Below are 18,082 nucleotides of genomic sequence, written 5' to 3'. Positions count from 1 at the left end.
CGGCGGGCTTTGAAAAAAAGGCGGCGGGCTTTGAAAAAAAGGCGGCGGGCTTTGAAAAAAAGGCGGCGGGCTTTGAAAAAAAGGCGGCGGGCTTTTTCAGACTTCACTTCGTTTGTCTGAAAAAATAAAAAACCGGTTCCACTGGTATATTTCACCCATGAAACCGGTCTAACCAACCTTTTACCTAATTTTATATCTATGAAAACCCTATTTTTTAAACAAATAAATCATTCTTCCTTCTTGCCGGTAGCTGAAATGGTTGGTATGCATCAGCACATTCAGTATTTCGTCCGGCGTACTGTCTGTCGAAAACTCGCCTGTAAACTGTTCCGACTTCAACTGCTCGTCTTCATACACAAATTGAACATCGTACACTTTCTCCATTGTAGAGGTAATCGCCTGTAAAGAACTCCGGTTGAAAGTCAGGCGCCCTTTTATCCACAGCAATACCTCGGCGGGTTTTCCGTATTCTATAAGCTTGGAATTATAAGTCGTGGCATTCATGTCCAACGTTTGCCCGGGTTTAAGTAAAATCCCCTTCCCTTCTGTTTTCGGAGAATCTATCCGAACAGATCCCTGAAGCAAAGTAGTAACCACCCGATTCTCTTCTTCGCGGGCACGCACATTGAATTTAGTTCCCAACACGCATGTTTTTATCCGTCCGCTATGTACAATAAAGGGAGCGCGTTTATTATGATTCACTTCAAAATATGCTTCGCCCGACAAAGACACTTGCCGCTTCGAGTTCCAGAAAGAGTGATGATAGGTCAACCGTGTCGCTCCGTTCAACCAGACCTTACTTCCATCGGGAAGCACGGTCTGCGCCCTTTGTCCTCCCGTGGTGGCAACCATATAATCGGAGAGTTTACCTGACAGCAATCCCCATGATATTCCTCCGGCAATAACGAGTCCCGTCAGAAAAGCTGCTGCGACACTCAGCCCGCGTCGCCAGCGGAGAGATAAAACTTTGCGTTCTTTTTCGCTTTCTTCTTCACGCTCGCGAACGGCCGATTTAAACTTCCGCAGCGACGCTTCCGTGTCCGCAACATTCATCGCAGCAATACGATCGCCTATGAAAAGTGTACAATAGAGTTGTTCCAGTGTCCGGCGGTTTTCAGGAGATTCTTCCGTCCATCTCTCCACCTGCTTACATTCTTCCTCATCGCATTGCTCACGCAAATAGTTTATCAATATAGTTTCATCCATGTTTTAATTTCGATACCTTTTTTCTTTCAAAAACTAAAAGTCTGTTTTATAATAATACAATTAACTACGCAAATATACTAAAGCCACAGGAAAAAATATTGTATATAACAACATAACTTTCCGGCTTTTTGAACAGAACATTTTTGCCGTCTCCTTTTTTTGGACTACTTTTGCTCTGTATAAACAGAAAAACAAGGAATGTCTCAAGCTCCCGTACATTTAGATATCGAAAACAACAGGCTCGTCATCAAGGCTTTACGGGCAGGGGAAGAATCGGTATTCGATACGGTTTACCGATATTACTTCCGCAGGCTGTGCGCTTTTTGTTCGCAATATGTAAGCGAACAGGATGAAGTCGAAGAAATCGTACAAGAGACTATGATGTGGTTATGGGAGAACCGTTCGGGCCTTTTACCCGAACTGACATTGAAAACGTTGCTTTTTACAATTGTCAAGAACAAGGCGCTCAACCGCCTGTCTCACTTTGAAGTAAAGCGAAAGGTGCATCAGGAAATCGTGGAAAAGTATGAAACTGAATTTGAGAATCCTGATTTTTATCTTGGGAATGAGCTTTTCCGGCTTTACGAAGAAGCGTTGAAACAACTTCCCGCAGAGTTTCGGGAAGCGTATGAAATGAATCGCAACCAGCGATTGACACATAAGGAAATTGCCGACAAGCTGAATGTTTCGCCTCAAACGGTGAATTACCGCATCAGTCAGGCTCTGAAGCTTTTACGAATAGCTCTGAAAGACTATTTGCCCTTATTCGCATTATTTCTCGGAACCGATATTTTTCAACAATCATGATCTTATTTGCCACATTCAACCGGATGAAACAACATGCCGGCCCCTTCTTCCCTTGTTCCAAAGGCTTTCATCAATCATCGGTGAAAACCGGTGAGAAGCCGGAAGGCGTGCAGACAGCCATTACCCAAACAGCATACATCCATTAAGTTTCAGATATGAGCGAACTCTTAGTTTACAAAGCTTCGGCAGGATCGGGAAAAACCTTCACACTGGCGGTGGAATACATCAAGCAGTTGATTCTTAATCCACGCGCTTACCGTCAGATTCTGGCCGTCACCTTTACCAACAAAGCAACGGCGGAAATGAAGGAGCGTATTCTCAGCCAGCTTTACGGAATCGGGACGGAAGATAAAGATTCCGAAGCATATCTTCAACGAATTCAGGAGGAAACGGGGCTGAAAAAAGAAGAAATACGAGAAGCGGCACGCACGGCCTTAGGATATATGCTGCATGATTACAGCCGTTTCCGGGTAGAAACCATCGATTCATTCTTCCAATCGGTGATGCGCAACCTGGCGCGTGAACTGGAACTTAGCCCGAACCTCAACATCGAACTGAACAATTCTGAAGTATTGAGCGATGCCGTAGACAGCATGATCGAGAAATTGGAACCGAACTCACCGGTTCTGGCATGGATATTGGATTACATCGGCGAACGGATTGCCGAAGATAAACGCTGGAATATCTCGGACGAGGTAAAAAACTTCGGGCGAAACATCTTCGACGAGACTTACATAGAGAAAGGAGAAGGGCTGCGGCGACAACTTCAGCATCCGGATGCCGTCAAAGAGTACCGGAAACAACTGAAAGCATTGGAGACCGAAGTGTTGGAACAAATGAAAGGCTTTTACGAACATTTTGAAGAAGAGTTGGAAGGGCACGGACTTTCGGCAGAAGATCTGAAAGGCGCGAAAAACGGCATAGGCAGCTATTTCCGCAAACTGCGCGACGGCAAGCTGATGAATAAAGATGTGTTGAACAAAACTCTGGAGAAATGCTTGGAAGACAGCAAAGAATGGGCAACCAAGAGCAAGCCGCGCGCTGCGGAAATCATCGCTCTGGCAGAGTCGACGCTGATGCCGATACTGAAAGAAGCCGAAAAACTGCGGTCGAAGAACAATCTCTTGCTCAACAGTTGCCGCCTTTCGCTCCAACACCTCAACAAGTTGCAACTGCTTGCCCATATCGATGCGGAGGTTCGTCTGCTCAACCACGAGAACAACCGCTTTCTACTGTCGGATACCAACGCGCTTCTGCATCGGTTGGTAAAGGACGGAGACTCCTCTTTTGTGTTCGAAAAAATCGGAACGAACATACGAAATGTGATGATCGACGAATTTCAAGACACCAGTCGCATGCAGTGGGGCAACTTCAAGATTCTGCTTCTTGAAGGATTGTCACAGGGAGCGGACAGTTTGATTGTGGGCGATGTGAAACAGTCGATCTATCGTTGGCGCTCCGGCGACTGGGGAATTCTCAACCGGCTGAACGACCGGATCGATCATTTTCCGGTGCGTGTGAAGACGCTGGACACCAATCGCAGAAGCGAAACAAACATTATCCGCTTCAATAACCGCATATTCACCGCGGCCGCCGATTACCTGAACGGCATTTACAAAGAGCAGTTGGGCGAAGATTGCGAAGATTTGAAAAAAGCCTATGCCGATGTGGAGCAACAGACTCCGCGCACAGTGGACAAGGGTTACATTAAAGTTTCTTTCCTTGAAGAAGACGGTGAGCGCGATTATGCCGAACAGACTTTAATCAGTATGGGAAAGGAAGTGGAACGGCTGCTGTCATCCGGTGTCCGGCTGAACGATATTGCCATTCTGGTGAGAAAAAACAAAAACATACCACGCATCGCCGATTACTTCGACAAAGAATTGCATTATAAGGTTGTGTCGGACGAAGCGTTCCGGCTCGACTCCTCACAAGCCATCCGCATCCTGATAGATGCTCTCCGATACTTATCGAACGAAGAGAATGCCATAGCACGCGCGCAGCTCGCGGTCGGCTACCAGAACGAAATATTGCAGAAAGGAACCGACTACAATACTCTCTTGCTCTCGCCGGCAGAAAATTACCTGCCGCCCGAGTTTCCGGAAAGAAAAAATGAACTACGCCTCATGCCCCTTTATGAATTATTGGAAGAGCTGTTCAGCATATTCGAGATAAAACGGATTGAAAAACAAGATGCCTACTTGTTCGCTTTCTTCGATGCGGTAACGGAATATCTTCAAAGCAACTCTTCGGAAACAGACGCTTTTATCCGATACTGGGATGAGAAGCTGTGCCAGAAAACCATTCCGAGCGGAGAAGTAGAGGGCATACGGATTTTTTCGATACACAAATCGAAAGGATTGGAGTTTCACACCGTCCTCCTCCCCTTCTGCGACTGGAAGCTGGAGAATGAAACGAACAACCAGTTGGTATGGTGCGTCCCGCAACAGGCGCCGTTCAACGCATTGGAAATTCTTCCTGTCAACTATTCGGGCACGATGGCCGAATCTGTCTACGGAAACGACTATCTGGAAGAACGGTTGCAGCTTTGGGTAGACAATCTGAATTTGCTTTATGTAGCTTTTACCCGTGCAGGAAAGAATCTTTTAGTATGGAGCAAGCAAGCGCAGAAAGGAACAGTTTCCGAATTGCTGGCCCGGACTCTCCCCATCGCAGCGCAAAAAGAAGGAGCCTGCTACGAAGACAATCAATATGAAGAAGGAGAAATTTGCCCCTCCGAAGAAAAAAAGAGCCGGACATCCACAAACAAGCTGACACGCGAACCGGAAAAGCGGCCGGTGCGCATGGAATCTGTGCGTCCTGACATCAAATTCCGCCAATCTAACCGTTCCGCCGATTTTATTCAAGGAGTCGAGGAAGAAGAATCGGACGACCGTTTTATAAACCGGGGACGCATGCTGCATACATTGTTTTCTGCCATCGCGACAGCCGAAGACATCGACGGGGCTATCGACAGACTCGTGTTCGAAGGAGTGATAAGCAGCCGCGAGAAAGAGGAAGAAATACGCGAAGTGGCGCGAAAAGCATTCGCTTTACCCGAAATACAGGAGTGGTATTCGGGGGGATGGAGATTGTTCAACGAATGTGCCATCATCTATAAAGAGAGAGGAGTGTTGCAGACCCGCCGACCGGACCGCGTAATGATGAAAGACGGACAAGTGGTGGTCGTAGATTTTAAGTTCGGCAAGCAGAATCCGAAATACAACAAACAAGTGAAAGAGTATATGCGCCTGCTCGCCCGGATGAATTATAAAAATATCACGGGGTATTTGTGGTATGTAGATGAAGAAAGAGTGGAAAAAGTATAGCAACTATCATATAGCAGATAGGATAATACATTAAAAAAAGAAAACAACGATGCAAACTTTCCTTCAATTGGTCGCCCACGATCTGTATACGAAAACAGGAAACGATATGTCGCGCGTTGCGCTCGTTTTCCCTAACAAGCGTGCCGGACTGTTTTTCAACGAATATCTGGCAGAAGAATCCGAACAACCGGTGTGGTCGCCTGCCACTATGAGCATCAGCGACCTGTTCCAATCGCAATCCGTACAGAAAACGGGAGATCCGATCCGTCTGGTTTGCGAATTATATAAAGTGTTCAGGGAAGAAACAGGAAGCCGGGAGACGTTGGACGACTTTTATTTCTGGGGCGAATTGCTTATCAGCGATTTCGACGACGTGGATAAAAATCTCGTGGATGCCGACAAATTATTCGGCAATCTGCAGGACCTGAAAGCTCTGACAGACGACTATGATTTTCTCGACAAGGAGCAGGAAGAGGCCATTCAACTGTTTTTCCGTAACTTCTCTATCGAACAGCGCACGGAGCTTAAAGAGAAGTTTGTTTCTCTTTGGGAGAAATTAGGAACAATCTATCACCGGTATCGCGAGAATCTGGCCAATCTCGGCATCGCCTACGAAGGAATGCTCTACCGCAATGTAATAGAGCGGTTAAATGCAGAAGAGTTGCCATACGACCGCTATGTGTTCGTCGGGTTCAATGTACTGAATAAAGTGGAAACGAAATTCTTCGGGCTCCTGAAGGAGGCAGGGAAAGCGATGTTCTACTGGGATTACGATGTTTTCTATACCCAACGGATCAAAAAACACGAAGCCGGAGAGTTTATCCTAAGAAACCTGAAGAATTTCCCCAACGAACTGCCGGAAAGCTGCTTCGACTCTTTGGAAAAACCCAAAAAGATCAGGTATATTTCAGCTCCTACCGAAAACGCCCAGGCACGATTCCTTACGGAATGGGCGAAAGAGCTGACGGAAGGAGAAAAAAATGAAATAGAGGGGGGGATGCTTGGTGGAAACACAAAGGAAACCGATAACGAAAAAGCGAAGGAGCGAAAAGAAAAAGAAAATGCGGTAGTGCTATGCAACGAAGCATTGCTCCTCCCGGTGCTGCACTCTATTCCGCAAGAGGTGAAGAATGTCAATGTTACCATGGGATTTCCTCTGGCGCAAACTCCGGTTTACAGTTTCATCAACGCAGTGCTCGAGCTACAGACCAACGGCTATCGGACGGATACGGGACGGTTTATCCATGAAGCCGTATCGACTGTTTTAAAGCATCCGTACACCCGCCGTTTATCTCCCCATGCCGAACTGCTGGAACGGGAATTAACGCGCACCAACCGCTTTTATCCTCTTCCGTCGGAACTGAAGAAAGATGATTTTCTGGCTTTTCTTTTCACCCCGCGAAACGGAGTCAAAGAATTATGCGGTTATCTTTCGGAACTTGTCAAAGAGATTTCCGTCATTTACCAGAAAGAGAGCGAATATCACGATATCTTCAACCAACTGTATCGCGAATCTCTCTTCAAATGCTTCACCACCCTCAACCGGTTTTATACGCTGATTGAAAGCGAAGAGCTCGATGTGCGTGCCGATACGCTGAAACGCCTCATCGGAAAAGTGCTGGCGGCTTCGAATATTCCTTTCCACGGAGAGCCCGCCATAGGCATGCAAGTGATGGGCGTGCTGGAGACTCGTAATTTGGATTTCCGCAACCTTATCATCCTTTCGCTCAACGAGGGACAACTGCCTAAAGCCGGAGGAGAATCTTCTTTTATTCCCTACAATCTACGCAAGGCGTTCGGCATGACTACCATCGAGCACAAAAACGCGGTGTATGCCTATTATTTTTATCGGCTGATACAACGGGCGGAGAATATAACGTTGCTGTACAACACTTCCGCTGATGGACTGAATCGCGGCGAAGAGTCCCGCTTCATGCTTCAGCTGTTCATCGAAAGTCCTCACGAAATAACCCGCGAGTATCTCGAGGCCGGACAATCGCCCTGCGGCAGCCAAGAGATAAAAATTGAAAAAACGGCCGGAGTATGGAAACACATGCAAGATGCTTACGACTGTTCCAACCCGGGCTCATCGGAGCTTTCTCCTTCAGCGCTCAACACCTACTTGGATTGCCGCTTGAAGTTTTATTACCGATACGTTGCCGGACTGAAAACACCGGAAGAGGTCAGTGCGGAGATCGACTCTGCCCTGTTCGGCACTATTTTCCATTTGGCCGCTCAATTGGCTTACATGGAACTGACAAGCAATGGAAAAACGATACGAAAGGAAGATCTGGAACGCTTGCTGCGCAACGAGGTGAAGCTGCAAAGCTATGTAGATGAGGCTTTCAAAGAAAAATTTTTCAAAGTGACTGGCGATGAGAAACCCGAATATAACGGGATACAACTCATCAACTCCAAAGTAATTGTTTCGTACCTGAAGCAATTGCTGCGCAACGACCTTCAGTATGCGCCGTTCGATATGGTCGCCATGGAAAAGCCTGTGGAGGAAGAAGTAAACGTGGAAACCGAAGAAAAAACGTTCACCCTCCGCATAGGAGGAGTCATCGACCGTATGGACGCGAAGGAAGACACACTGCGCATTGTAGATTACAAAACCGGAGGAACTCCCAAGACTCCTGCCAATATCGAACAGTTGTTCACTCCTTCGGAGACACGTCCGAACTATATCTTCCAAACCTTTCTGTACGCCGCCATCATGAGCCGCCAACAACCGCTGAAAGTCGCCCCCGCCCTCCTTTATATCCACCGGGCGGCTTCGGAAAGCTACTCACCGGTCATTGAAATGGGCGAACCTCGTCAACCGAAGATTCCCGTCGACAACTTCGCTTTGTTCGAGGATGAATTCCGTGAAAGGTTAAGCACACTGCTGAAAGAAATCTTCAACAAAGAAGAGCCCTTCACCCAAACCGAAGATATAAAAAAATGTGCATACTGTGATTTTAAAGCCATTTGCAGACGATAGTCCTATCCGCATCATAGTTCCCCGACAAAGCTTTTATCGGGAAAAATGAATTGTTCGAACGATTGAGATGGGTTTCGAAAAAAAGACACGGCGTTCGAAAAGTCTTTTGAGTTTGCACAACGTTCGGGGAAAACCTTTTTGCCTAATAAAAAATTCGCGTTTGCCTAAGCGTAAAAATTTCTTAGGCAAACGCGTTTTTTTCTTAGCACCGTATTAAAATTTTCTTGGGAAATCCCGGGTTATTATTTTCAGAGAAATACGGTCTTCTTTCAGACACACTCTTTTGCATACATAAGAATATTCAAGAAAAAAAGAGATTCCTCTGCCCCATTCCCCTTTCATGTTTCTTTCACGCTATCCGGATAAATCAAGAATAACAGGCTGTTTCCAAATTTGGCCACCGGTTCGGAACTTATTTGGCCAACGGAACGGAAAAGCTAAACATAGATCCTTTCCCCTTCTTTGAGGTAAACCAAAGCTCTCCGCCGTTCTTCGTTACAAAATCTTGGCAAAGCAAAAGCCCCAATCCTGCTCCCTCCTCATTATTCGTGCCGAAGGTAGAGAAATGAGTGCCGGTATGCAATAACTTTTTCTGGTTCTCTTCATCAATTCCGCAACCTCGGTCTTCTACACTTACAACGGCCATTTCGCCTTCTTTTCTCAAGGATATTACCACTTCCGACCCTTCATGACTGAACTTGACGGCATTACTGAGCAAATTGCGGATAACCGTTTTTATCATATCCACATCGGCACGTACCGGAATAGCATCGGCAGGCAAATCCGCTTTAATTCGTATTTTTTTCAATTCCGCCACCATGCCGAATACTTCCGCCGCTCCTTCCGCTACTTTTACCACATCGATTTCCTGAGGGACGACTTTGAGTTTTCCTGTCTGACTTTTAGTCCATTTCAACAAATTGTCGAGCAACGAAAAAACTTCCTCCGTTGTTTGATTAGCCATCGTCAGCAACTCATACAAATCAGCTCCGATAAGGTCACTCGGAAGTCTCAAGATAAGCATGTTCAGCACCATCTTAATAGACCCGATCGGTGCCCGCAAGTCATGGGCTATGACAGAATATAATTTATCACGCCCCATAATGGTTTTGCGCAATTCCTCGGTTTGCTTGTTAATGATTCGCTTAGCCGCAACCAATGATATCTGATGGGTGACGCGGATAATCAGCTCTTCCTTATTGAAAGGTTTCGAGATAAAATCATTTCCCCCGACTTTAAACCCCTTCACAATATCTTCGGTAGCATTCAACGCAGTCAGAAAAATAATAGGAATATCAGCCATTTCAGGATTCTGCTTCATCTTCTCGGCAACCTCAAATCCACTCATATCGGGCATCATGACGTCGAGCAACACAAGGTCCGGATGTTCTTCTTCAATCATCTTCAAAGCTTGCTCCCCATTTTCGGCCATTATTGTATCGAACTTTTCATTTGTCAAAAGAACCTTTAACAGCAGTACATTTGAAATAACATCGTCCACAATGAGGACTTTATACTCGGAAGGATTTATCTCCACATTCATATTCTTTGTTTTTATATTAATTCAGACTTTCTAAATCTCCGGTTTGCTCTGTAATATTGAATAAGCTCCATATAAGCCGCAGACAAATGTAACCGATTTACCAATAAAATGCAACAATTGAAGAATACTTTTTAAGCCAAAGCTTCTTAAAACGAAATTATAAGTCTGAAATGGCATCCGTGCAGTCGGTCGAGCATACCTCTTTTCTGATACGTTCTATATCCGCCTGCCTGATAAGACGAATAATATTTTTATAAATACGATGGAAGCCGAATCCTCCATGAACCATTTCCTCTATGGCTCTCTCTTTGGAAAATCCCTGAAAAACTATTCTGTAGAGGGCACAAACCGCACCTGTGCGATCGGAGCCATGATGACAATGAATGAGAACAGGCCTTTTGCGATGATAAATAACACGCAACGAAGCGATCAACTGTTTCTCATTTATGGCATGCGCTTTTGTCCGCACCCGATGAAGTGTGAGTCCTGTACCTTTCGCCTCGTCATCATCGCTGTGCCTGTTGCGCAAATTCAATACTTCTCCGATACCGTACTTTTCCAAGACTTTAAAATCAACGCTCGAAGGTTGTTCCGAACGATACACTCCCTCGTCTATTCTATAAAAATTGGCAAGATTATGTCCTTCCAAGACAATCTTTTCCACTTCAGCCTCCTGCCCGCAAATTGTCAGAGAGAAAAATAAACCGATAAACGAAGCAAGGATAAATAGTTTCAAATTCATTATCAATAAATGTTATATCGAATAAGCAATCAGGACGTTGAGATTCAATAGCGCTGTTTCTTATTCGAAGTAAAACTTTAGGTATGATTTTAGAAGAAAGCCGAAGAATCTGTTTCAAAGCACTCCTTTGCTGGAAGGAAGTTCGAAATGATAAACATCTCTTTTCAAGGCCATTTTCAAAGCACGCGCAAAAGCCTTGAAGATGCCTTCTATCTTATGATGTTCGTTCACTCCTTCCGCTTTGATATTCAAGTTCATTTTAGCGGCATCACTCAGCGACTTGAAAAAATGAAAAAACATTTCCGTAGGCATTTCTCCTATCTTCTCACGCTTAAATTCCGCCTCCCATACAAGCCACGAGCGTCCTCCGAAGTCGAGACACGCCCGGCAGAGACAATCGTCCATCGGCAAATCATATCCATAGCGTTCAATCCCCCGTTTGCTGCCCAACGCCTGATAAATACAATCGCCCAACGCAATTCCGGTATCTTCTATGGTATGGTGTTCGTCTACATTCAAATCTCCATCCACCCGTATGGTTATATCCATTCCGGAATGTTTGCCCAGTTGCTCGAGCATGTGATCGAAAAAAGCAAGTCCGGTAGATACGTCACAGACCCCGTTCCCGTCCAAATCCAATGCGACATACACATCGGTTTCTTTCGTAGTACGCCGGATTTCCGCCTTTCGCTCACCGGCAAAAAGGAATTCGGCTACCTTATCCCAATCGGCAGTCGCCAACACGCAAACATCCTCCAGCCCGTTTTCTGCCAATCCCTCTTTGGAAGAGTGCAAATAAATGGCTTTACACCCCAAGTTCTTTGCCAGCTCTACGTCCGTCATGCGATCGCCTATCACGAAACTTCCGGAAAGATCATAATCCGGATTGTCCATATACTCACTCAGCATTCCGGTACGAGGCTTGCGAGTCGGGGCATTTTCTTCGGGGAAACTACGGTCTATCAAAATGTTGTCGAAAGTAACCCCCTCTCCCTCCAACGTTTTCAAAATCAAATGATGGGCAGGCCAAAACGTATCCTCAGGAAAAGAAGAGGTACCCAGTCCGTCCTGATTGGTTACCATCACAAACTCAAAATCGAGCCTGCTGCGGATAAATCCCAAATTACGAAATACCTTCGGATAGAACTCCAGCTTTTCCAACGAATCGAGCTGACAGTCGACAGGCGGTTCAACGACCAGCGTACCGTCTCTGTCTATAAACAATACCTTTTTTTTCATAATTTATTCTCCGTATTTCTTAAGTGCAGCAATCAAAGCATCATTCTCCGTCCGGGTACCCACCGTCACACGCAGGCAGTTGCCACAAAGCGGCACAGAATCGCGATTGCGAACAATAATTCCTTCGCCCGCCAAATAGTCGTAAATTTCAGCGGCATCGGTTACTTTCACTAAAAGGAAATTGGCATCCGACGGATATATCCGGATTACGCAAGAAATCCCCGCAAGTTCCTGTTCCAAATAGCTGCGTTCTTCTTTCAACGTTTCTATCCAAAACTCTATCTTGTCATAATGACGAAGCATATCCAACGCATACTGTTGCGTCAGTTGATTTACATTATAAGGATATTTGATTTTGTTTAAAACGGAGATAACATCTTCCGAAGCAAAAGCCATTCCCAACCGTACAGACGCTCCGCCCCATGCTTTGGAAAACGTTTGCAAAACAACAAGATTCGGGAAAGTATCCAAATCGTACAAGAAAGAAGATTCTTCGGAAAAGTCATTATAGGCCTCATCTAAAACAAGCAATCCTTCAAACCGCTGCAATACTTTTTCAATCTCGCAACGAAGCAACTGATTTCCCGTAGGATTATTGGGTGAACATAGAAAAACCAGTTTGGTATGCCCGTCGACTGCCGACAAAAGCTTCTCAGCAGAAAGCTGAAAATGCTCGTCCAACAAAACCTTCCGGTATTCCACTCCATTAATATCCGCGCAAACCCGATACATTCCGTAAGTCGGTTCAATGGCAACGACATTGTCCTGCCGCGGCTCACAAAAGGCACGGTAAAGCAAATCGATGGCTTCATCGCTGCCGTTGCCCAGAAATATATGGCCGGGAGAAACTTTCTTCACACCCGACAAAAGCATCTTCAATTCCCGCTGCATGGGATCCGGATAGCGATTATAAGGCAGATTGTACGGATTCTCGTTTGCATCCAGGAAAACCGATGCCTGCGTTCCTTTATATTCGTCACGAGCCGAAGAGTAAGGTTGTAGTTTCCGGATGTTCGGACGAGTCAGTTCTTCCAATGTTTTCATCTCAAAAAGGTTTATTGCAAAGTTATATTATTTCAAAGACTGCAAGCGAACAGTGACGGCATTTTTATGTCCATCGAGTTTTTCATCGCAAGCCATTCGTTCGATTGCAGGACCGATAGCTTTCATTCCTTCGGGAAGAATCTCCTGAAACGTGATTTTACGGATAAAGCTGTCCAAGCTCACTCCGCTATATGCTTTCGCATACCCGTTGGTGGGTAAAGTATGATTAGTACCGGAAGCATAATCTCCCGCGCTTTCGGGAGTCATAGAACCCAGAAATACGGAACCGGCATTCGTTATCCGCCGGGCAACTTCCATATAGCGCTCAGTTTCTATAATCAAATGCTCCGGAGCGTACTCATTAGTGAGGGCCAATGCCTCATCCATATCGTTGACAAGAATAAGCCTGCTGTTTTCCAACGCCTTCCTTGCAATATCGCGACGAGGCAAACGGCTAAGTTGGCGTTCAGTCTCCAAATGCACTTCTTCCAACAAGCTTTCCGAAGTAGTGACCAATATAACCTGACTGTCGCTACCGTGCTCTGCTTGCGAAAGCAAATCGGCGGCTACGAATACAGGATTAGCCGAATCGTCTGCCAAGACCAGCACTTCGGAAGGACCAGCAGGCATATCGATAGCCACATCCCGCAAGCCGACCAATTGTTTGGCAGCGGTAACATACCGGTTTCCGGGACCAAATATTTTATATACCTTAGGTATGCTTTCGGTGCCGTATGCCATCGCCGCAATTGCCTGCGCTCCTCCTACTTTATATATTTGGTTTATTCCCGACAAAGTGGCGGCGTAAAGAATAGCCGGATTAATTTGCCCGCTTGCATCAGGCGGAGTGCAAAGAACAATTTCTTTACAACCCGCAATGCGGGCGGGAACAGCCAGCATCAATACGGTGGAGAACAAAGGAGCCGTCCCTCCCGGTACATAAAGTCCCACTTTCTCAATAGCTACCGCTTTCTGCCAACAAGTAACTCCCGGCATTGTTTCTACCTTTTCCCCACAAAAACGTTGGGCAGAATGAAAAGTTTCGATATTCTTTTTAGCCAGTAGAATAGCATTTTTCAGTTCTTCACCAACCAGATTCCCCGCATTCTCCAATTCTTCTTTCGCAACAGATAAAGCAGGCAGGGAAACGTTGTCGAAAATCGCTTCAAATTCCAGCAGTGCCCTATCTCCCTCTCTCCTTACCTTATTTATAATATCTCGTACTGCATCAAACAAACATTCCGTATTCATCACCGGACGCTGTAAGAGTTCGCTCCATGTTTCCCTATGCGGATATTTAATCAATTTCATTTTTCAAATCCTCCTAAATAATCATTTTCTCGATAGGCAGCACCAAAATACCTTCCGCGCCCAATCCTTTCAGCTTCCCGATAATTTCCCAGAAACATTTTTCATCGAGCACCGTATGAACCGAGCACCATCCTTCTTGTGCCAACGGCATCACAGTAGGGCTTTTCATTCCCGGCAACACATCAAGAATTTCATTCAGATTCTTTTGAGGGGCATTCATCAAAACATACTTCTTATCTTCCGCCGTTTTTACCGCATTTAACCTGAATAAGAAATCATTTAAAATCGTTCTTTTCTCATCATCCATCTTCTTATTTCCTATCAACAAAGCCTCTGAACGCATCACGACCTCAACTTCTTTCAGACGGTTGCTCGCCAATGTGGATCCGGAGCTTACTATGTCGAAAATCGCATCGGACAAACCGATGCCGGGAGACACTTCCACCGAACCCGTAATTATATGAATATCGGCATCCACACCTTTTTGCTCGAGAAAACGGCGAAGAATAACGGGATAAGATGTGGCTATCTTCTTGCCTTCGAACCATGAAACTCCCCCATATTCAACATCTTTCGGTATGGCCAGCGACAAACGGCATTTACTGAACCCCAACCTTCTGATTATTTCGGTATCTCCTTCTTTCTCCAGAAGCTCGTTCTCGCCGACAATGCCCAAATCGGCAACACCGGTCGCTACCGTTTGAGGAATATCATCATCGCGAAGAAACAATACCTCGATAGGAAAATTTGAAGACTGTACCAACAGCGTACGTTTCGTCATACTGATTTTTATATCCGACTCTTCAAAAAGTTCCATTGTTTCTTCGAAAAGCCTTCCTTTGGCCTGAATAGCGATTCTCAACATAACCCAATCAAAATTAAGAATTTATATTTTATTATTTCTGCTCAAACAAACGAAAAAAGGCTTACCGTCCGGTAAGCCTTCATTTATCTTTAGGAGTAATACATATATCACCCACGCCCACCGAGCTGTTCGTCAGGAAAAAGATGGTAATGATGTGATAAGATATACTTCATATATGCTTTTTGCATTCTTATGGCGACAAAAATAAAGTATTACTTCTATATAAACAAACTTTTATCACAAAAAAACTGTTTTTTATTTCATATTAAAGGAAGAATCTCTTCCGGCTCCACATTACATTCCAAGAATCCCATTTCTTGCTTCGCTTTCTCTTGAGGAAAAACAAAATAAGTGCAAAGAGCTTCTGTACACAAATCGCCTTCTTTATTGTATAGTCGCGCTTCTATGAAAACGATATTCCTTTTTACTTCTTTTATGGAAGCACGCAACACGACATGCGAATCGTTTGTATTAATCGCTTTCCGATAACGGGTCTCCATCTTCGAAGTCACCCCCGTAGTTTGTAATTTACGCAGTACAACCCACGCACATATTTCATCCAACAATACAGCCTGAATTCCTCCGTGCAAAGTATCGATCCAACCTTGAAACTCGGGACGGGGCTTCCAGATACTAACAATTTCATCGCCATCTTCGAAAAATTCCATTTTCACTCCCGACTCATTATCCGGAGCACACCCGAAACATTTATACTCGGGCAATCCCTTCCAGGAATTAATTATCTTCTTCATAATACAGCCTGTTATCCAATTATTACTTCAAAGATAAACAAAATATGGAAACAATGGGGCAACATCATCAAATTACTTGCGAATGCAACGAACAGAGCAAGCTTTATCCGCCGCGGCTCTTCCCCTGTCCATTTCATTTTTATTAGTTTGCAGTAAAAGGATTTGAGCATCTACGGCTGTGCCTTTTTCATCCATAGTCCAATATGCAGCGTATTTTCCATCATATTCTTTCTGAAATTTGCCCCAAGCCATCCCTGAGGGAGAAGCGTTAAACCCAGATAGATTATTCGCTTGAAACACTGTTTCACCTTCTTTTATGGGTGACCAGCTTCCTGATTTTAAAGCAGAAGCATCATTCTTCAAATACGTTTGCAACAACTCCCAATCTTTCCAACCCGGAATTTGCCAGCCGGATGGCAACAGTTTATGAGAATTCACCGCTCCCATCGTATAAAAATAAGCTTTTTCGGAAGAGAACAAGCAGCCTGCATTTCCCTCAGCAATGGTATCCAGCTTTTTTATTTCTGTGCCGTCGCTGTATAATGACGCTTCCAGATTGTCTCTCATCCAATATTGCGTACCTATTTTCACTATAGGGTAATTGTGAATCACATCGCCGCGCGCATCGCGTATCACATCGCTCACCACCATTACAGGCAGAGGCTTGTCGGCCTCAGATAAAGACAAAACGACTCTGCCGCCGGACGAAACAAACAGATAATTCCGCGCGGCAAGCGTACCGGGAAGATACATCAATGAGTTGTTATCTATATCCCATGAAACCGAACCGCCATGGATGTTTTCTTTATTCCCCAGACATCTCAAGACTTTCCCTCCGGATAAATCTGTTTTACCTTCTTTCATAGGATAAGCAACAATGGCTTGTGAAGTGAACCCATCCTGAGCAACGAGATATTCTTTACATATCTCCGCCACTTGTTTTCCTTCGCTCAACACTTTATATACATCAGATTCTTGAAATGTCAAATTAGAAATATCGATATAATTATGTATTAATTTTGATGAAATACTCTCTTTACCTCCATCTTCCCAATCGTGAATTTCTCCATTCAGATGATTAAGCAATACATCTTCAGCGCTTGCAAAAGAGATTTGCACTTCCCGCTGTTTCCCGCTCCCGATAGCCAGAGAGGAATTTAAACGACTGATATAATCTTTTCCTTTTATATTCAGAGTTAAGTATTGATGATTTTTTTGTATCTTCTGCGGAATAAGAATAAATTCTTTTCCAACCAAACGTCCGTCTTGAATTTCCCATTTTCCGGCAGCAGTAATTTCTTCTTCAGCCGAATAAGAAGAATAATCATCTTGCTGAAGATCATATGCCGCTTTTCTGTAAAAGCCTGAAACGGATAGTTTAGGATCGCTCTGTAACAAGTCAGCTATATTCTCGCCTTCTTCAGGTTTTATCGAAACTTTCAAGCGAAAGAGTTTGTGAGTATAGGTTAAAGATACGGGATTTTTAGAAGGACTGACGGTTTTACGGACAGCAAGAAGGAAATCGGATTTGGAAAGATTGGCCGGAATAGACTGATCCGCCTCCGTTTCCACCGGCATAACGCTTTCACCTATCTTTACCCCTTCTGTCCGGTATGGATAATAACTAATCAGATCCAGCTTTACATCATCATCCGGATAGCATACCATTTCTTCCGCTATAAACTCTCCATCAGAAGAATATATGAACTTTATATTATCTGCATAGCGTTCTTCTTTCAGCGTGGTAGATTCTACAAGGGCAAACAAGCCGACCTCATCGGCCGACTGAAATTCATTACCCGCAACTCTTGTCTTTATATCTCCGGCAATCCTTAAAGGAATATGGGCATTGTCTGTAATTTCATTTTCTTCGGAAATGTGGTTTACGCAAGCCGAAGCAAGCAAAAGAATAACAGGAAGAAAGATTCTCCTCTTCAAATTAAGCTGGTATTTCATTTTGTATTAATATAAGGTTAATAAAACTCTGACAAAACAGGCCGATAAAAAAGGTATACAACACATTTCGACCTTTCTGTTTTAATCAACATTTTTCATGTTTTACATAAAAGAGCAACAAAAATAGGCATTACATTTAAATTTCAAAGAATCATTCTCTTCTTTTTTGCAGGCATCACATGGATTCAAGTGAAGGGGGGACCGGAAAGTCCGGAATCGGCAAATTAAACATTCGGTTTGTTTCACGCTATCGATACTTTGAGGCTATCTAGCAAGTTTTAGATAGTCTCTTTTGTGTAGATAGC

13 protein-coding genes are annotated in these 18,082 nt (G+C 44.5%); 4 read left to right on the top strand and 9 right to left on the bottom strand.

Annotated elements, in window-relative coordinates; all coding sequences use genetic code 11:
- Positions 1–207: 207 nt before the first annotated feature.
- Positions 208–1,206 (bottom strand): FecR family protein, encoded by a 999-nt coding sequence (locus GGR07_RS13060; protein ID WP_034543800.1) that lies wholly within the window; start codon positions 1,204–1,206, stop codon positions 208–210.
- 198 nt (positions 1,207–1,404) lie between these two features.
- Here GGR07_RS13060 and GGR07_RS13055 point away from each other — a divergent pair, with 198 nt between their 5' ends.
- From GGR07_RS13055 to GGR07_RS13040, 4 genes are read left to right on the top strand one after another with little or no spacing between them, the layout of a single operon-like run.
- A complete protein-coding gene (locus GGR07_RS13055) occupies positions 1,405–2,013 on the top strand; it encodes an RNA polymerase sigma-70 factor (RefSeq protein ID WP_034543798.1) in 609 nt (202 codons plus the stop codon).
- A complete protein-coding gene (locus tag GGR07_RS13050; RefSeq protein WP_172545185.1) occupies positions 2,010–2,159 on the top strand; it encodes a hypothetical protein in 150 nt (49 codons plus the stop codon). Before GGR07_RS13055 ends, GGR07_RS13050 begins: the two co-directional genes overlap by 4 nt.
- A 9-nt stretch (positions 2,160–2,168) precedes the next feature.
- Entirely contained in the window at positions 2,169–5,342 is a 3,174-nt protein-coding gene (locus tag GGR07_RS13045; protein ID WP_034543796.1) for a UvrD-helicase domain-containing protein, read from the top strand.
- Between the two features lie 49 nt (positions 5,343–5,391).
- Entirely contained in the window at positions 5,392–8,325 is a 2,934-nt protein-coding gene (locus GGR07_RS13040) for a PD-(D/E)XK nuclease family protein (protein ID WP_122056560.1), read from the top strand.
- 412 nt (positions 8,326–8,737) lie between these two features.
- On the opposite strand, the gene GGR07_RS13035 is transcribed toward GGR07_RS13040, so the two are convergent.
- From GGR07_RS13035 to GGR07_RS13000, 8 genes are all read right to left on the bottom strand, one after another.
- Positions 8,738–9,868, bottom strand: coding sequence for a hybrid sensor histidine kinase/response regulator (locus tag GGR07_RS13035; protein WP_021647128.1), 1,131 nt, complete (start codon positions 9,866–9,868; stop codon positions 8,738–8,740).
- Between the two features lie 157 nt (positions 9,869–10,025).
- Positions 10,026–10,610 carry a phosphatase domain-containing putative toxin gene (locus tag GGR07_RS13030; protein ID WP_021647129.1) on the bottom strand — a complete coding sequence of 195 codons (585 nt, stop codon included), beginning with the start codon at positions 10,608–10,610 and terminating at the stop codon, positions 10,026–10,028.
- A gap of 114 nt (positions 10,611–10,724) precedes the next feature.
- Positions 10,725–11,849 carry a bifunctional histidinol-phosphatase/imidazoleglycerol-phosphate dehydratase HisB gene (hisB, locus tag GGR07_RS13025; protein ID WP_021647130.1) on the bottom strand — a complete coding sequence of 375 codons (1,125 nt, stop codon included), beginning with the start codon at positions 11,847–11,849 and terminating at the stop codon, positions 10,725–10,727.
- Positions 11,850–11,852: 3 nt separating this feature from the next.
- The gene (gene hisC / locus GGR07_RS13020; RefSeq protein WP_021647131.1) at positions 11,853–12,893 is read right to left on the bottom strand and encodes a histidinol-phosphate transaminase; all 1,041 of its coding nucleotides are present in this window, start codon (positions 12,891–12,893) and stop codon (positions 11,853–11,855) included.
- 27 nt (positions 12,894–12,920) lie between these two features.
- A complete protein-coding gene (gene hisD / locus GGR07_RS13015) occupies positions 12,921–14,204 on the bottom strand; it encodes a histidinol dehydrogenase (protein WP_021647132.1) in 1,284 nt (427 codons plus the stop codon).
- A gap of 13 nt (positions 14,205–14,217) precedes the next feature.
- Positions 14,218–15,069 carry an ATP phosphoribosyltransferase gene (hisG, locus tag GGR07_RS13010; RefSeq protein ID WP_021647133.1) on the bottom strand — a complete coding sequence of 284 codons (852 nt, stop codon included), beginning with the start codon at positions 15,067–15,069 and terminating at the stop codon, positions 14,218–14,220.
- A 260-nt stretch (positions 15,070–15,329) separates the two neighbouring features.
- Entirely contained in the window at positions 15,330–15,821 is a 492-nt protein-coding gene (locus GGR07_RS13005) for a PaaI family thioesterase (protein WP_021647134.1), read from the bottom strand.
- 72 nt (positions 15,822–15,893) lie between these two features.
- The gene (locus tag GGR07_RS13000; RefSeq protein WP_034543794.1) at positions 15,894–17,777 is read right to left on the bottom strand and encodes a fimbrillin family protein; all 1,884 of its coding nucleotides are present in this window, start codon (positions 17,775–17,777) and stop codon (positions 15,894–15,896) included.
- Between the last annotated feature and the right edge of the window lie 305 nt (positions 17,778–18,082).

The sequence above is a fragment of the Bacteroides pyogenes genome, assembly GCF_014196225.1.
GTDB classification, from domain to species: domain Bacteria; phylum Bacteroidota; class Bacteroidia; order Bacteroidales; family Bacteroidaceae; genus Bacteroides; species Bacteroides pyogenes_A.
Note: the sequence above shows the minus strand (reverse complement) of the source record. Positions and strands in the feature narration are given on the sequence as shown.

Excerpts from the sequence above, each read along its gene's own strand:
- GGR07_RS13060 (WP_034543800.1), bottom strand. The coding sequence starts at position 1,206 with ATGGATGAAACTATATTGATAAACTATTTGCGTGAGCAATGCGATGAG.
- GGR07_RS13055 (WP_034543798.1), top strand. The coding sequence starts at position 1,405 with ATGTCTCAAGCTCCCGTACATTTAGATATCGAAAACAACAGGCTCGTC.
- GGR07_RS13050 (WP_172545185.1), top strand. The coding sequence starts at position 2,010 with ATGATCTTATTTGCCACATTCAACCGGATGAAACAACATGCCGGCCCC.
- GGR07_RS13045 (WP_034543796.1), top strand. The coding sequence starts at position 2,169 with ATGAGCGAACTCTTAGTTTACAAAGCTTCGGCAGGATCGGGAAAAACC.
- GGR07_RS13040 (WP_122056560.1), top strand. The coding sequence starts at position 5,392 with ATGCAAACTTTCCTTCAATTGGTCGCCCACGATCTGTATACGAAAACA.
- GGR07_RS13035 (WP_021647128.1), bottom strand. The coding sequence starts at position 9,868 with ATGAATGTGGAGATAAATCCTTCCGAGTATAAAGTCCTCATTGTGGAC.
- GGR07_RS13030 (WP_021647129.1), bottom strand. The coding sequence starts at position 10,610 with ATGAATTTGAAACTATTTATCCTTGCTTCGTTTATCGGTTTATTTTTC.
- hisB (WP_021647130.1), bottom strand. The coding sequence starts at position 11,849 with ATGAAAAAAAAGGTATTGTTTATAGACAGAGACGGTACGCTGGTCGTT.
- hisC (WP_021647131.1), bottom strand. The coding sequence starts at position 12,893 with ATGAAAACATTGGAAGAACTGACTCGTCCGAACATCCGGAAACTACAA.
- hisD (WP_021647132.1), bottom strand. The coding sequence starts at position 14,204 with ATGAAATTGATTAAATATCCGCATAGGGAAACATGGAGCGAACTCTTA.
- hisG (WP_021647133.1), bottom strand. The coding sequence starts at position 15,069 with ATGTTGAGAATCGCTATTCAGGCCAAAGGAAGGCTTTTCGAAGAAACA.
- GGR07_RS13005 (WP_021647134.1), bottom strand. The coding sequence starts at position 15,821 with ATGAAGAAGATAATTAATTCCTGGAAGGGATTGCCCGAGTATAAATGT.
- GGR07_RS13000 (WP_034543794.1), bottom strand. The coding sequence starts at position 17,777 with ATGAAATACCAGCTTAATTTGAAGAGGAGAATCTTTCTTCCTGTTATT.